The organism is Janthinobacterium sp. JF4 (assembly GCF_059617925.1).
This window is the reverse complement of the sequence record NZ_JCAQAV010000011.1, coordinates 42,027-55,960: the sequence shown is the minus strand read 5'-3', so window position 1 is coordinate 55,960 and position 13,934 is coordinate 42,027. Positions and strand designations below refer to the sequence as shown.

Genomic DNA, 13,934 nt, shown 5'->3' with positions numbered 1-13,934 from the left:
CACATGGACAAGCTCCTCATCAACGGCGGCAACCGCCTGAACGGCGACATCGCCATCTCCGGCGCGAAAAATGCCGCCCTGCCCATCCTGTGCGCCGGTCTCCTGACTGCGGGCGACCTGGACCTGACCAACGTGCCGCATTTGCACGACGTGGCCACCATGTTGAAGCTGCTGGGCCAGACAGGCCTGAAAGTGCAGCAGGACGGCGACCGCGTCGTTCTCAACGGCAGCGCCATCGACACCCTGGAAGCGCCGTATGAACTGGTGAAAACCATGCGCGCCTCGATCCTCGTGCTGGGCCCCATGCTGGCGCGCTTCGGCGAAGCCAAGGTCTCGCTGCCGGGCGGCTGCGCCATCGGTTCGCGCCCCGTCGACCAGCACATCAAGGGCCTGGAAGCGCTGGGCGCCGAGATCCGCATCGAGGCGGGCTACATCTACGCCAAGTGCGCCAAGCTCAAAGGCGCGCGCATCGTCACCGACATGATCACCGTCACCGGCACCGAAAACCTCTTGATGGCCGCGACCCTGGCCGAAGGCGAGACCATCCTGGAAAACGCCGCCTGCGAACCGGAAGTGACCGACCTGGCCCACCTGCTGGTGGCCATGGGCGCGAAGATCGACGGTATCGGCACCAGCCGCCTGGTGATCCAGGGCGTGGACGCGCTGCACGGCGCCTCGCATGCGGTCATCGCTGACCGTATCGAGACGGGCACCTTCCTGTGCGCCGTGGCAGCCACCGGCGGCGACATTACCCTGCGCAATGTGCGCACCGATATCCTCGATGCGGCGCTCGACAAGCTGCGCGCCATGGGCCTGACGATGACGTTCGGCGCCGACTGGATCCGCGCCGAGATGTCGGCCCGTCCGAACCCCGTCAGCTTCCGCACCACGGAATACCCGGGCTTCCCGACCGACATGCAGGCGCAGTTCATGGCCGTCAACACCATCGCCAATGGCGCCAGCCGCGTCACCGAGACGATTTTCGAGAACCGTTTCATGCACGTGCAGGAAATGAACCGCCTGGGCGCCGACATCACCATCGAGGGCAACACGGCCATCATTGCCGGCGTCAAGCAGCTGCGCGGCGCGCCCGTGATGGCGACCGACCTGCGCGCCTCGGCGTCGCTGGTGATCGCCGCCCTGGCGGCCGATGGCGAAACCCTGATCGACCGCATCTATCACCTCGACCGCGGCTACGACCGCATGGAAGTGAAGCTCTCCGCCGTCGGCGCGAACATCGTGCGCATCAAGTAAAAACAAGAAAAGGAACGAGCATGAACGGATCGAATAACGGTGACAGCTCCCAGCTGATTTTGGCGCTCTCGAAAGGCCGCATTTTTGAGGACACCATGCCGCTGCTGGAAGCGGCCGGCATCCGGGTGCTGGAAAACCCGGAGACCTCGCGCAAGCTGATTTTGGCCACCAACGATCCGAACGTGCGCGTCATCATCGTGCGCGCCAGCGACGTGCCGACCTACGTGCAGTACGGCGCGGCCGATTTCGGCGTGGCGGGCAAGGATGTCTTGCTGGAACACGGCGGCGAAGGCCTGTACCAGCCGATCGACCTGAATATCGCCGCCTGCCGCATGTCGGTGGCGGTGCAGGCCGGTTTTGATTACGAAAAGGCGGTGCAGCAGGGCGCGCGCCTGCGCGTGGCCACCAAGTTCGTGCACACGGCGCGCGAGCATTTCGCCGCCAAGGGCGTGCACGTCGACCTGATCAAGCTGTATGGCTCGATGGAGCTGGCGCCTTTGGTGGGCCTGTCCGACGCCATCGTCGACCTGGTCAGCACGGGTAGCACTTTGCGCGCGAACAACCTCGTCGAGGTCGAGCACATCATGGAAATTTCGTCGCGCCTGGTGGTCAACCAGGCGGCATTAAAACTCAAGCGCGAGCGCTTGCAGCCGATTATCGAGGCGTTTGAACGCGCCTCGCAAGCCTAGACACTCAGTAGCAGAAAGCCGATTATGCCGATACAGATACGCAAGCTCGATTCAAGCCAGGATGGTTTCCAACAATCGCTCGACACCTTGCTGGCGTTCGAGGCGGGCACCGATGCGGCGATTGAAACGTCGGTCGCGAAAATCCTGGCCGACGTGAAAACGCGCGGCGACGCCGCGGTACTGGAATACACCAACCGTTTCGACCGCATCCCGCATGGCGGCGCGGCGGAAATGGCGGCCTTCGATATTTCGCAAGCCGAACTGCAGGCAGCCCTGAACGGCTTGCCGTCGGCCCAGCGCGAGGCGCTGCAGATCGCCGCCCAGCGCATCCGCGCCTTCCACGAACGCCAGCGCGAGGAATTGCGCGGCTTTACCTACACCGAACCCGATGGCACGGTGCTGGGCCAGAAGATCACGCCGCTGGACCGGGTCGGCATCTACGTCCCGGGCGGCAAGGCAGCGTATCCGTCGTCCGTGCTGATGAACGCCATTCCCGCGCACGTGGCGGGCGTGGGCGAGATCATCATGGTGGTGCCGACGCCCGATGGCGTGAAAAACCAGATGGTGCTGGCCGCTGCGGCGATTGCCGGCGTGACGCGCGTGATCACCATCGGTGGCGCGCAAGCCGTCGGCGCGCTCGCCTATGGCACGCAGACGATCGCCGCCGTCGATAAAATCGTCGGTCCCGGCAACGCCTATGTAGCCGCCGCCAAGCGCCGCGTGTTCGGCATCGTCGGCATCGACATGATTGCCGGACCATCGGAAATCCTGGTGCTGTGCGACGGCACGACGGACCCCGACTGGGTCGCGATGGACCTGTTTTCGCAGGCCGAGCATGACGAACTGGCGCAGGCGATCCTGCTGTGCCCCGACGCAGATTACATCGCGCAAGTCGAAGAGAGCATCGCCAGGCTGCTGCCGACGATGCCGCGCCAGGCCACCATCAGCACGTCGCTGCAGGACAGGGGCGCGCTGATCAAGGTGCGCAGCATGGCAGAAGCGTGCGAGATCGCCAATGCCATCGCGGCCGAACACCTGGAAATCTCGGCGGAAAACCCGCAGCAGTGGGCCGAGCAGATCCGCCATGCGGGCGCCATGTTCCTGGGCCGCTACTCGTCCGAATCGCTGGGCGACTATTGCTGCGGTCCCAATCACGTGCTGCCAACGTCGCGCACGGCGCGCTTTTCCTCGCCGCTGGGCGTGTACGACTTCCAGAAGCGCTCGTCCATCATTCACGTCAGCGAAGCGGGCGCGCAAACCCTGGGCCGCGTCGCCGCCACGCTGGCGTATGGCGAAGGCTTGCAGGCGCACGCGCGCAGCGCCGAGCTGCGTCTGAAGCCGCAGCCATGACGAATATGGCGGAGCAGCCGGACTGGGTCAACCGGGTCTATTGCGAGGATGCGCTGGCGGGGCTGGCGCGCATTCCCGATGGCTCGGTGGACCTGATCCTGACGGATCCGCCATACAACCTGGGCAAGGATTACGGCAACGCCTCGGACCAGCAGTCGGTGGCCGACTACCTGCGCTGGACGGAGCAGTGGATCGATGCAGCGCTGCCCAAGCTGAAAGCCAACGGCAGCCTGTATATCTTTCTTACCTGGCGTTATTCGCCGGAGATCTTCGTCATGCTGAAGCAGCGCATGGCGATGATGAATGAAATCATCTGGGACCGCCGCGTGCCGTCCATGGGCGGCAGCGTGCGCAGCTTTTCATCGGTGCACGACACCATCGGCTTCTTCGTCAAGCGCAAGGATTACTACTTCGACCTTGACGCGGTGCGCATCGCCTACGACGCGGCCACCAAGAAAGCCCGTTCGCGCTCGATCTTCATCGGCGCCAAATGGCTGGAAGTGGGCTACAACCCGAAAGACTTGTGGAGCGTGTCGCGCCTGCACAAGGAACACCCGGAACGGGCCGACCACCCGACGCAAAAGCCGCTCGAAATCATCGAGCGCATGCTCAAGGCTTCGTGCCCGCCCGGCGGCGTGGTGCTCGACCTGTTCATGGGCAGCGGCACCACGGCCCTGGCGGCGAAGCGCTGCGGGCGCGATTTCGTCGGCTTTGAACTGAACCCCGATTATTGCGCCATCATCGAACAGCGATTGGCGGCGTTGACGCAGGAGCTGGCCGCGCCGCCCGCGACCAAGCCCGCCAAGGCGGCAGCGAAGAAGCCGGCGGCTGTCAAAAAACCGGCTGCAGTGAAGAAGCCGCCCGCCGTGAAAAAAGCGCCGGCCCGCAAGGCGCGCAGCGCCGCCGTGCCGGACGACGTCGTCATTTAGTCTCCATTTAATTTCATCAGGAGTGTTTGCAGCATGTCTTTCCTCGATCAGCTAATCAGCAACACCGTGCGCTCCGATGTGCGGGCCGTCAACAGCTACCAGGTAGCCGATGCCAGCGGTTACATCAAACTCGATGCGATGGAAAACCCGTATCCGCTGCCGCCGCATCTGCGCGAGGAACTGGGCGCGCGCCTGGCCGGCGTGGCGCTGAACCGCTATCCGCCGTCGTACGCCAGCCTGCAGGCGGCCATCTGCGCCAGACTCGGCGTGCCCGCCGGCTTTGACGTCATGCTGGGCAACGGCTCCGATGAACTCATTTCCATCCTGGCCATGGCTTGCGCCCACCAGGAGCCGGGCAAGCGCGCCGTGCTGCTGGCACCCGTGCCGGCCTTCGTCATGTATGCCCGTTCGGCGCAGTTTGCCGGCATGGATTTCGTCGGCGTGCCGTTGAACCCGGACTTCAGCCTGGATATGCCGGCCATGCTGGCGGCCATCGAAGCGCACCGCCCGGCGCTGGTTTTCCTCGCCTATCCGAACAACCCGACGGGCAACCTGTTTGCCAGCGCCGATATCGAGCGTATCCTCGCCGCCCTCGGTGACACGGGCATCGCCGTCGTCGACGAGGCGTACGAGCCGTTCGCGCAGCGCAGCTTCATGGGCCGCCTGCCCGAGTTCGAGAACCTGGTGGTGATGCGCACCGTGTCGAAACTGGGCCTGGCCGGCATTCGCCTCGGCTACATGTCGGCCGCGCCGGCCCTCTTGGCGCAGTTCGAGAAAGTGCGCCCGCCGTACAATGTGAATGTGCTGACGCAGGCGGCGGCCGAATTCGCGCTCGAGCACCTCGACGTGCTGAATGCCCAGGCGGACCTGCTCAATAGCGCGCGCGACGACCTGGCGCTGCGCCTGGCGGAACTGCCGGGCGTGACGGTATTCCCCTCGAAGGCAAATTTTCTTCTGATTCGTGTGGCTGATTCCGACGATGTTTGTGCAAAACTGCTTGCCCGCAGGGTTTTAATTAAAAATATGAGTAAAATGCATGCTGCGCTGGCCAATTGCCTGCGCATCAGCGTCAGCACCCCGGAAGAAAATTCCCTTTTTTACGATGCCTTCAAGGCATCCCTCGTTTAGCCTATCGCCAGAGCCTCCCATGAACCGCACCGCAGAAATCACGCGCAACACCAATGAGACGCAAGTTCGCGTCGCCCTCAACCTGGATGGTACCGGCCAGCAAAAGCTCAATACCGGCGTGCCCTTCCTCGACCATATGCTGGACCAGATCGCCCGCCACGGCCTGATCGACCTGGATATCGAAGCGACGGGCGACGTGCATATCGACAACCACCACACGGTGGAAGACGTGGGCATCACGCTGGGTATGGCGGTGGCCAAGGCCATCGGCGACAAGAAGGGCATCCGCCGCTATGGCCATGCGTATGTGCCGCTGGACGAGGCGCTGTCGCGCGTGGTGCTCGATTTCTCGGGCCGCCCGGGCATCGAATACCACATCCCGTTTACGCGCGCCATGATCGCCGGCTTCGACGTCGACCTGACCCTGGAATTTTTCCGCGGCTTCGTCAACCATGCGGGCGTGACATTGCATATCGACAACTTGCGCGGCACGAATGCCCACCATCAGTGCGAAACCGTGTTCAAGGCCTTTGGCCGCGCGCTGCGCATGGCTGCCGAACTCGACGAACGCGCGGCCGGCATCATTCCATCGACCAAGGGCAGCCTGTAGGCGCCGCTCTCGCTATACTGTAGATTCCGGGATCAAACATGAATAAAATTGTGGTGGTGGATTACGGCATGGGCAACCTGCGCTCGGTGGCGCAAGCGCTGCGTGCCGTGGCGCCGGAAGCCGACGTGCGCATTTCCGGCGCGGTGGAAGACATCGACAGCGCCGACCGCATCGTCTTGCCGGGCCAGGGCGCCATGCCTGACTGCATGCGCAGCTTGCGCGAATCGGGCGTGCTCGAAGCGCTGCTGCGCGCCGCCGACAGCAAGCCCGTGCTGGGCGTGTGCATCGGCGAGCAAATGTTGTTCGACGGCAGCGAAGAGGGCAATGCGGCTGGTTTGGGCTTGCTGCCTGGCAAAGTCGTGCGCTTCCAGCTCGACGGCCAGGTGCAGGAAGACGGCTCGCGCTTCAAGGTGCCGCAAATGGGCTGGAACCAAGTGCGGCAAACGGCGTCCCATGTCATGTGGGATGGTATTGCCGACAACGCGTATTTTTACTTTGTGCACAGCTATTTTGCTCAACCTCAAGAGGCGGCGCACACGGTGGGCGAGACTGTCTATGGTGCGCCGTTCGCTTGCGCCGTCGCCCGTGATAATATTTTCGCGACACAGTTTCATCCTGAAAAAAGTGCTGCCGCTGGCTTGCAGCTGTACAAGAATTTTGTTCACTGGCAACCTTAACGTTAGCTCTCCGGCTTCCGCCTCTCACTCACTTTAGACCACACTGACCATGCTGCTTATTCCCGCCATCGACCTGAAAGACGGTCACTGCGTACGCCTGAAACAAGGCGATATGGAACTTGCCACCGTATTTTCCGAAGACCCGGCCGACATGGCCCGCCATTGGCTGATGCAAGGCGCGCGCCGGCTGCACCTGGTCGACCTGAACGGCGCTTTTGCCGGCAAGCCGAAGAACGAAGGTGCCGTCAAGGCCATCCTGAAGGCGGTGCAAGATTTTGCCGTGGAAAACGACATCGAGGAAATCCCCGTGCAACTGGGCGGCGGCATCCGCGATCTCGACACCATCGAGCGCTACCTCGACGCCGGCATCACCTACATCATCATCGGCACGGCGGCCGTAAAAAGCCCCGGCTTCCTGCACGATGCCTGCAGCGCCTTCCCGGGCCACATCATCGTCGGCCTCGATGCCAAGGATGGCAAAGTGGCAACGGATGGCTGGAGCAAGATGTCGGGCCACGAAGTGATCGACCTGGCGAAAAAATTCGAAGCCTACGGCGTCGAATCGATCATCTACACGGATATCGGCCGCGACGGCATGATGGGCGGCATCAACATCGACGCCACCGTCAAGCTGGCGCAAGCCGTCAAGATCCCCGTCATCGCCTCGGGCGGCCTGCACAATATCGGCGACGTGGAAGCGCTGTGCGCCGTTCAGGCCGAAGGCATCGAAGGCGTGATCTGCGGCCGTTCCATCTATGAGGGCACGATCGACCTGGCGCAGGCGCAGGAACGCGCCGACGAACTGACCGACGCCGCCGTTTAAGCCTGCCCGGCCCGGGCGTGCACGCGCATGCCCGGGCCTGGCGACAATCTGGATACCATCATGCTTGCAAAACGTATCATCCCCTGCCTCGACGTGACGAATGGTCGCGTTGTCAAAGGCGTCAACTTCACGGAATTGCGCGACGCCGGCGACCCGGTGGAAATTGCCCGCCGTTATGACGAGCAGGGCGCCGATGAAATCACTTTCCTCGACATTACCGCATCCAGCGACAACCGCGGCCTGATCTTCGACATCATCGAAGCGGTGGCGTCGCAAGTGTTCATTCCGCTGACCGTGGGCGGCGGCGTGCGCGTGGTGGAAGACGTGCGCCGGCTGCTCAACGCGGGCGCCGACAAGGTCAGCATCAACACTTCGGCCGTGACGAATCCCCAACTGGTGTACGAGGCATCGCAAAAGCACGGCTCGCAATGCATCGTCGTCGCCATCGACGCCAAGCAGGTGTCGCCAGGCAAGTGGGAAGTGTTTACCCATGGCGGACGCACGGCCACGGGCCTGGACGCGTTTGCATGGGCCAAAAAGATGGAAAGCCTGGGTGCCGGAGAAATCTTGCTCACCAGCATGGACCGCGACGGCACCAAGGTGGGCTTCGACCTGGGCCTGACGCGCGGCGTGTCGGACGCCGTCAGCATCCCCGTCATCGCCTCGGGCGGCGTGGGCGGCTTGCAGGATCTGGTCGATGGCATCAAGGTGGGCCGCGCGGACGCCGTGCTGGCCGCCAGCATCTTCCACTATGGCCAGCACACGGTGCAGGAAGCCAAGCGTTTCATGGCGCAGCAGGGCATTCCCATGCGTCTGGCGTAAATAGCAGCAGTAAAATCAGCAGGATAGAAGAACATGCAAAACGGAACCATCGTAGCAAGCAATGCCAAGTGGCTGAAAAAGGTCAAATGGGACGAGCACGGCCTGGTGCCCGTGATCGCGCAGGAAGCGGGCAGCAATGACGTGCTGATGTTCGCCTGGATGAACCGCGACGCGCTGGCGCGCACGGTGGAGCTGGGCGAAGCCGTGTACTGGAGCCGGTCGCGCAAGAAACTGTGGCACAAGGGCGAAGAATCGGGCCACACGCAAAAGGTGATGGAAATCCGCCTCGATTGCGACGAAGACGTAGTCTTGCTGAAAATCGAGCAAGCGGGCGGCATCGCCTGCCATACGGGCCGTCACTCGTGCTTCTTCCAGAAATTCGAAGGCGACGAAAAAACGGGAGAATGGCAAGTCACCGACCCCGTCCTGAAAGACCCTGAGACGATTTACGCGGAAAGCAAGAGCAAATGAGTGAAACCTTGAAGCGCCTGGCCGCCGTGATCGAATCGCGCAAGCTGGCCAACGGCGGCGACCCCGCCACCTCGTATGTCGCGCGCCTGTTTGCCAAGGGCGACGATGCGATTTTGAAAAAAATCGGCGAGGAAGCGACGGAAACCGTGATGGCCGCCAAGGATGCGCGCCGCGACAACGACTCGTCCAAAGTCCTGTACGAATGCGCCGACCTGTGGTTTCACAGCTTGGTGATGCTGGCGCAGTTCGACCTGACGCCGCAGCAGGTGCTCGACGAGCTGGCGCGCCGCGAAGGCCTGTCCGGCCTGGAAGAAAAGGCGGCCCGCAAGGATGAATTGCGCGACGCTGGCGAAACAGACAAACACTGACTGACTGGAGCGTGCGTGGATAACTGTATTTTCTGCAAGATTGCTGCAAAACAAATTCCTTCGTCCATCGTGTATGAAGACGAGGACTTGCTGGCCTTCAAGGACATCAACCCGGCCGCCCCCGTGCACTTGCTGCTGATCCCGAAGCGCCACGTGGCCAGCCTGTCCGACTGCGACGACAGCCATACGGAGATGCTGGGCAAGCTGCTGCGCCTGGCGCCGAAGCTCGCTGCCGAGTTCGGCTGCGCCGTCAGCTATGATGCCGATGGCACGCCCTCCGGCGGCTTCAAGACCATGATCAACAGCGGCCCGAACGGTGGGCAAGAGGTGTATCACCTGCACATGCATGTGTACGGCGGTCCCCGTCCCTGGCGCGGCCAACACTGATTTCGCTACGCGCCGGGTTCACGTGTATACTACCGGCATTGGTTGACGCTATTCGGGCACCGTCCCGCAAGGAGAATGTGATGGGTTCATTGAGTATTTGGCACTGGGTGATCGTTCTGGTCATTGTGATGCTGGTCTTCGGCACCAAGAAACTGGGCAATATCGGCGGTGATATCGGCAAGGCCGTCAAAGGCTTCAAGGATGGCGTCAAGGGTGACGATGACGCTCCGGCAGCCAATACCCCTCCTGCTGCGCCATCGCAAGTGGCCGACAAAAGCACCATCGACGTCGAGACGAAAGAGAAAAGCAAGTTCTGATAGCGTGGCGGGGCGCTTGCCTCGTCCGGTAACAGCCCTTGTCCGCTTATGATCGATCTCGGTCTCTCTAAAATCGCCATCATCGGCGTGGTTGCGTTGATAGTCATCGGCCCTGAAAAGTTGCCGAAAGTGGCGCGCATGGCCGGTACCCTGTATGGCCGCGCGCAACGCTATCTGAACCAGGTGAAATCCGAAGTCTCGCGCGAAATTGAAATGGAAGAGCTGAAAAACCTGCAGAAGGAAGTGCAGGATGCAGCCCATTCCGTCAAGCACAGCGTGGAAAACTCCATGCATGGCGTGGAAAACTCGATCTCCGGCAACCTGGCCGAGGTGGAAAACGCCTGGCGCGGCGATGCAGGCTCGCATGAGGGGCATCACGATGCCCATGAAGCCATGCTGCGCGCCACCAACGATGACCTGGCCCGCAAGGCGCGCGAATTCCGCCGCAAGAAGCTGGTGCGTAATTCCGCCATCCCTGGCTGGTACAAGCAGCGCCATGGCGGCAAGCTGCACGTGCAGTCGGCGGCCGCCCGCGTGGCGCGCTTCCGTCCGCGCGCCAGTTCCTCCTCCTTTTACTCATGAGTAGCAAATCCCCGGTGGAAGAAACTTTTATCTCGCATCTGGTCGAGCTGCGCAACCGCCTGGTCAAGGCCTCGATCGGCATCGCCGTCGTCTGTGCCGTGCTGTTTTACTGGCCCGGCCCCTCGCAAATCTACGATTTTATTGCCGAGCCGATGATCGCCTCGCTGCCGGCCGGCTCGAAAATGATCGCCACCGGCGTCATCTCCCCGTTCCTGGTGCCGATGAAAGTGACGCTGGTCATCGCCTTCATCGTCGCCTTGCCCTGGGTGCTGTACCAGATGTGGGCCTTCATCGCCCCCGGCCTGTACACGCATGAAAAGCGCCTGATCGCGCCGCTGGTCATCTCGTCTTCCCTGCTGTTCATCGCTGGCGTGGCCTTCTGCTATTTCTTTGTGTTTGGCCGCGTCTTCCACTTCATCAGCGATTTTTCGCCATCGTCGATCGCCGTCACGCCCGATATCGAAAACTACCTCGATTTCGTCATGTCGATGTGCCTGGCCTTTGGCGCGACCTTCGAGGTGCCCGTGGTGGTGGTGATCCTTGTGCGCATGGGTCTGGTTTCTGTCGCCAAACTCAAGGAAGTGCGTCCCTACATCATCGTCGGCGCTTTCGTGATTGCCGCCATCGTCACGCCGCCGGACGTGGTCAGCCAGTTCTCGCTGGCCATCCCGATGTGCCTGCTGTTCGAGCTGGGCCTGCTGGTGGCGCCCATCTTCGTCAAGGCCACCCAGGCGCCGGAAGAAGCGTCCTAACGAGCAGGCACACAGGCACAAGCCGCTGATTTCCCTCGGGAACAGCGGCTTTTTTATCGCCAGGAAAGTTTAGGTATCTACTGCAGCATCAGTTTGCTGAGGATGCCCAGGTTGAGCAGGATCAGGGTGCTCATCATCCAGTAGACGTGTTTCATGTCCGCGCCATGGCGCAAGTCCAGGCGTTCCAGGCGCGCATCGAATTTTTGCTCGGAGTTATCGAATCTGGCATCGAACTTCTGTTCCAGTGCATCTATTCTGCTATCGAATTTTTGATCCAATGCATCTAACTTGTTATCGAATTTTTGGTCCAATGCATCCAACTTGCTATCGAATTTTTGGTCTAATGCATCTAACTTGGTATCGAATTTGTGTTCCAGCGCATCGATTTTCACATCAAGAGCCCCCACCCTGGTGTCGACTTTTTGCGCCACCAGTTTGATTTCTCCCAGCAGATTGCGCTCCAGCGCCGCCAGTTCACTATGCACGACCACGGCCGAACCGAGCACATCGCCCAGGGCCGCTGCATGGGCTTCCGCTTGCTGTGTGGGCACGCCTGCCGAGGCGAGGCGTTTGGCGTAATCGAGGGTGTCAAACTGGATGGGCAGATGCATGGACGCTCCTGAAATCCAGCCTAGCAGAAAAATCGGCAATTGCCAGTGAGGAGTGCGGTGGCGCCTGCCTTCCCATCAGCTTAATGGACAGGTGCGCCAGTGGCTTGCGGCGGCGCAAACACATGCAGCGCCGCAGCGCCCTTTGCAAGGTGAAGCTGCGTACCGCTTAATTCATCAATTCCTTGATGACTTTCACGGGCGCGCTGCCGTAGCTGAGGAATTGCTCATGGAAATCCTTCAGCACGAACTTGTTGCCCAGCGCTTGCTTGCGCTGTTCGCGCAATTCCATGATTTCGCTATAGCCGCTGAAATAGCTGGTCAGTTGCACCGAGCTCAGCTGCACGCGGCGCCATTTTTCCGTCGCTTCCCGCTTGGTCTGGAAGGCCTGGCGCGTCAGCAGGTCGAGCGCCTGCGCTTCCGTCATGCCCAGCACGTGCACGCTGTAGTCGAGGATGGTGTTGGTGACGCTGCGCAAGTTCCACTTCGAATACATCAGCCACATTTCCGGTGCGTTATTGCCATAGCCCGATTCGAGCATCATGCGTTCGCCATATACGGCCCAGCCTTCGATCATGGCGCCATTGCCGAAGATGGACTTGACCAGCGACGGCGACTTGTTGGCGTAGACGAGCTGCGTGTAGTGGCCGGGGATGGCTTCGTGGATATTCAGGATCTGCAAGATCCAGTGGTTGTACTCGCGCAAGCTGCTTTCCGCCTGTTCCGGCGTTTCGCCATCGAGCGGCGTCACGTTGTAATAGGTACGGTCCTGCGGGCGGTACGGGCCGGGCGCTTCGATGCTGGCGCCGGCCACGCCGCGCTGGTAGGCGGGCGTTTCACGCACGACCAGGGGCTTTTTCGGATCCATCGTCAGCAGGTTGTGGCTGGTCACCCATGCCTGCAGCTCGGGAATCTGGCGGCGGATTTCCGGCACGAAATCGGCGGCCGCCACGTGGTTGCTGGACAGCTTGTCGATCACCATGCCGATCTTCGCCGTGCGGTCCGCCGGCTTGGCCGTGGCGCCCATGGTTTTCAGCCACAGTTCATCGGACAGGCTATCCATGTGCTCGAGCAGCTTTTCGCGCGCGGCCAGGGCTTTCTGGTACATTTGCTCGGCGCTCACGCTGGCCTGGATATCATAGGCAAATTTCTGCTCATATACATCCTTGCCGATGCGGAAGGAGCGCGCATTGCCATTCTGCGCCAGCGCGGCATCCTGTTCCGTCAGCCAGGCCGCATAGCCTTGCACGGCCGTGCGGGCCGCGGCGATGCGCGCGTTGTACAGCTGCTTTTCCGCCGGCGTCAGGATGGAGCCCTGTGCCGTCTTGTTCAGGTCGTCAAGCACGCTGAGTACGCCGGCGCTCTGGGCGATGGCCAGCTGCGTGTGTTCGCGCGTGGGGTGATTGATACTGGCGCGCGCGGCCGCATAGTACTGCGGCACGGTGGCGATGCGCTTGAGCAAGGTGCGCAGGCGCTGCGGCTGCGAGGCGTATTCCGTATTCAGGATGAAGTCGATCGAGCCTGCCACGTTGTACTGGGCGGGATTCCATTCGAATTCGCGGAAGGTGGTCAGATACCAGCGATCCGATTGCAGTTTATTCGTCAGCAAGGCCAGGTCGGTACGTTGCTTGTCCGACATTTTTCCGGCATTGAGTTTACCGAACTTGCCCAGCCATTCTTCGATGAAGGCCAGTTGCTTCTGGCGGCTGGCCGCGTCGGGAATGCTTAGGTTGGCGGCGCCATCGTACTTGCCGACGGAAATCGCGCTTTCCGGGTCCAGGCGCCACAGGGCCGTGAGGAACTGGCCGCTGAGGTTATTCATGGAACGGTCGCTGCTGTTCTCGCTGGCGACGGCCGCTACCGTGGCTGCCGTGGCGGCACTGACGACGGCCGCTTTCTTGGCGACGGTTTTTTTCTTGCTGCTGCTTGTGCTGGCCTTGCCGTTCTTCTGCGGCTTCTTGGCGGCGCTGGCCGGTGTCAGGGTAAAGGCCATCATCAATGCGGCGAGCGCAACTTTATTTTTTATCAGCATAGTTTATCTCTTGAATATTTTGCTGTTTGTTTTAATCAGAAAATAATAAACTGATAATGTAAGTAACAAACAACTATTGAAAGGTTGGCCTTGCTTGCCTGGGCGGCCCAAAGATTAGCATTAATTGCCGCCGCT

17 protein-coding genes are annotated in these 13,934 nt (G+C 61.4%); 15 read left to right on the top strand and 2 right to left on the bottom strand.

Features of this window, described 5'->3' with window-relative positions; all coding sequences use genetic code 11:
• The first annotated feature begins 3 nt into the window (after positions 1-3).
• From murA to tatC, 15 genes are all read left to right on the top strand, one after another.
• Complete coding sequence (gene murA / locus AC54AF_RS11575; RefSeq protein WP_070257789.1) at positions 4-1,254, top strand: UDP-N-acetylglucosamine 1-carboxyvinyltransferase; 1,251 nt, start codon at positions 4-6, stop codon at positions 1,252-1,254.
• A gap of 20 nt (positions 1,255-1,274) precedes the next feature.
• Complete coding sequence (hisG, locus tag AC54AF_RS11570; protein WP_131688113.1) at positions 1,275-1,943, top strand: ATP phosphoribosyltransferase; 669 nt, start codon at positions 1,275-1,277, stop codon at positions 1,941-1,943.
• A 24-nt stretch (positions 1,944-1,967) separates the two neighbouring features.
• Entirely contained in the window at positions 1,968-3,293 is a 1,326-nt protein-coding gene (gene hisD / locus AC54AF_RS11565; protein WP_131688114.1) for a histidinol dehydrogenase, read from the top strand.
• A 5-nt stretch (positions 3,294-3,298) separates the two neighbouring features.
• Positions 3,299-4,222, top strand: coding sequence for a DNA-methyltransferase (locus AC54AF_RS11560; protein WP_496636692.1), 924 nt, complete (start codon positions 3,299-3,301; stop codon positions 4,220-4,222).
• 33 nt (positions 4,223-4,255) lie between these two features.
• Positions 4,256-5,350: a histidinol-phosphate transaminase gene (gene hisC / locus AC54AF_RS11555; protein ID WP_131688116.1), complete on the top strand. Its 1,095-nt coding sequence runs from the start codon at positions 4,256-4,258 to the stop codon at positions 5,348-5,350.
• Between the two features lie 19 nt (positions 5,351-5,369).
• Complete coding sequence (hisB, locus tag AC54AF_RS11550; protein WP_010402123.1) at positions 5,370-5,960, top strand: imidazoleglycerol-phosphate dehydratase HisB; 591 nt, start codon at positions 5,370-5,372, stop codon at positions 5,958-5,960.
• A 38-nt stretch (positions 5,961-5,998) separates the two neighbouring features.
• Positions 5,999-6,637 carry an imidazole glycerol phosphate synthase subunit HisH gene (gene hisH, locus AC54AF_RS11545; RefSeq protein ID WP_071653704.1) on the top strand — a complete coding sequence of 213 codons (639 nt, stop codon included), beginning with the start codon at positions 5,999-6,001 and terminating at the stop codon, positions 6,635-6,637.
• A gap of 49 nt (positions 6,638-6,686) precedes the next feature.
• The gene (gene hisA / locus AC54AF_RS11540) at positions 6,687-7,460 is read left to right on the top strand and encodes a 1-(5-phosphoribosyl)-5-[(5-phosphoribosylamino)methylideneamino]imidazole-4-carboxamide isomerase (RefSeq protein ID WP_034753842.1); all 774 of its coding nucleotides are present in this window, start codon (positions 6,687-6,689) and stop codon (positions 7,458-7,460) included.
• Between the two features lie 60 nt (positions 7,461-7,520).
• Positions 7,521-8,282 carry an imidazole glycerol phosphate synthase subunit HisF gene (gene hisF, locus AC54AF_RS11535; protein WP_035823098.1) on the top strand — a complete coding sequence of 254 codons (762 nt, stop codon included), beginning with the start codon at positions 7,521-7,523 and terminating at the stop codon, positions 8,280-8,282.
• 33 nt (positions 8,283-8,315) lie between these two features.
• The gene (hisI, locus tag AC54AF_RS11530) at positions 8,316-8,753 is read left to right on the top strand and encodes a phosphoribosyl-AMP cyclohydrolase (protein ID WP_496636659.1); all 438 of its coding nucleotides are present in this window, start codon (positions 8,316-8,318) and stop codon (positions 8,751-8,753) included.
• Entirely contained in the window at positions 8,750-9,121 is a 372-nt protein-coding gene (locus tag AC54AF_RS11525; RefSeq protein ID WP_070257793.1) for a phosphoribosyl-ATP diphosphatase, read from the top strand. Before hisI ends, AC54AF_RS11525 begins: the two co-directional genes overlap by 4 nt.
• Before the next feature lie 15 nt (positions 9,122-9,136).
• Entirely contained in the window at positions 9,137-9,508 is a 372-nt protein-coding gene (locus AC54AF_RS11520; RefSeq protein WP_496636658.1) for a histidine triad nucleotide-binding protein, read from the top strand.
• Between the two features lie 80 nt (positions 9,509-9,588).
• On the top strand, positions 9,589-9,825 hold the full coding sequence (gene tatA / locus AC54AF_RS11515) for a Sec-independent protein translocase subunit TatA (protein ID WP_071075001.1): 237 nt from the start codon (positions 9,589-9,591) through the stop codon (positions 9,823-9,825).
• 48 nt (positions 9,826-9,873) lie between these two features.
• Positions 9,874-10,407, top strand: coding sequence for a Sec-independent protein translocase protein TatB (gene tatB / locus AC54AF_RS11510; RefSeq protein ID WP_131688120.1), 534 nt, complete (start codon positions 9,874-9,876; stop codon positions 10,405-10,407).
• Positions 10,404-11,159 (top strand): twin-arginine translocase subunit TatC, encoded by a 756-nt coding sequence (gene tatC / locus AC54AF_RS11505; RefSeq protein WP_496636657.1) that lies wholly within the window; start codon positions 10,404-10,406, stop codon positions 11,157-11,159. The genes tatB and tatC overlap by 4 nt, the downstream gene beginning before the upstream one ends.
• Before the next feature lie 77 nt (positions 11,160-11,236).
• Here tatC and AC54AF_RS11500 read toward each other — a convergent pair whose 3' ends face one another.
• Both AC54AF_RS11500 and AC54AF_RS11495 read right to left on the bottom strand, forming a co-directional pair.
• Complete coding sequence (locus AC54AF_RS11500; protein WP_496636656.1) at positions 11,237-11,770, bottom strand: hypothetical protein; 534 nt, start codon at positions 11,768-11,770, stop codon at positions 11,237-11,239.
• Positions 11,771-11,936: 166 nt separating this feature from the next.
• Positions 11,937-13,796 (bottom strand): DUF885 domain-containing protein, encoded by a 1,860-nt coding sequence (locus tag AC54AF_RS11495; RefSeq protein WP_496636691.1) that lies wholly within the window; start codon positions 13,794-13,796, stop codon positions 11,937-11,939.
• Positions 13,797-13,934 lie beyond the last annotated feature (138 nt).

Bases quoted from the DNA above. Each gene is read 5' to 3' on its own strand.
- tatC (WP_496636657.1), top strand. From the start codon at position 10,404: ATGAGTAGCAAATCCCCGGTGGAAGAAACTTTTATCTCGCATCTGGTC.
- hisI (WP_496636659.1), top strand. From the start codon at position 8,316: ATGCAAAACGGAACCATCGTAGCAAGCAATGCCAAGTGGCTGAAAAAG.
- hisF (WP_035823098.1), top strand. From the start codon at position 7,521: ATGCTTGCAAAACGTATCATCCCCTGCCTCGACGTGACGAATGGTCGC.
- hisD (WP_131688114.1), top strand. From the start codon at position 1,968: ATGCCGATACAGATACGCAAGCTCGATTCAAGCCAGGATGGTTTCCAA.
- AC54AF_RS11525 (WP_070257793.1), top strand. From the start codon at position 8,750: ATGAGTGAAACCTTGAAGCGCCTGGCCGCCGTGATCGAATCGCGCAAG.
- tatA (WP_071075001.1), top strand. From the start codon at position 9,589: ATGGGTTCATTGAGTATTTGGCACTGGGTGATCGTTCTGGTCATTGTG.
- hisB (WP_010402123.1), top strand. From the start codon at position 5,370: ATGAACCGCACCGCAGAAATCACGCGCAACACCAATGAGACGCAAGTT.
- hisC (WP_131688116.1), top strand. From the start codon at position 4,256: ATGTCTTTCCTCGATCAGCTAATCAGCAACACCGTGCGCTCCGATGTG.
- murA (WP_070257789.1), top strand. From the start codon at position 4: ATGGACAAGCTCCTCATCAACGGCGGCAACCGCCTGAACGGCGACATC.
- hisG (WP_131688113.1), top strand. From the start codon at position 1,275: ATGAACGGATCGAATAACGGTGACAGCTCCCAGCTGATTTTGGCGCTC.
- tatB (WP_131688120.1), top strand. From the start codon at position 9,874: ATGATCGATCTCGGTCTCTCTAAAATCGCCATCATCGGCGTGGTTGCG.
- AC54AF_RS11500 (WP_496636656.1), bottom strand. From the start codon at position 11,770: ATGCATCTGCCCATCCAGTTTGACACCCTCGATTACGCCAAACGCCTC.
- AC54AF_RS11560 (WP_496636692.1), top strand. From the start codon at position 3,299: ATGGCGGAGCAGCCGGACTGGGTCAACCGGGTCTATTGCGAGGATGCG.
- hisA (WP_034753842.1), top strand. From the start codon at position 6,687: ATGCTGCTTATTCCCGCCATCGACCTGAAAGACGGTCACTGCGTACGC.
- hisH (WP_071653704.1), top strand. From the start codon at position 5,999: ATGAATAAAATTGTGGTGGTGGATTACGGCATGGGCAACCTGCGCTCG.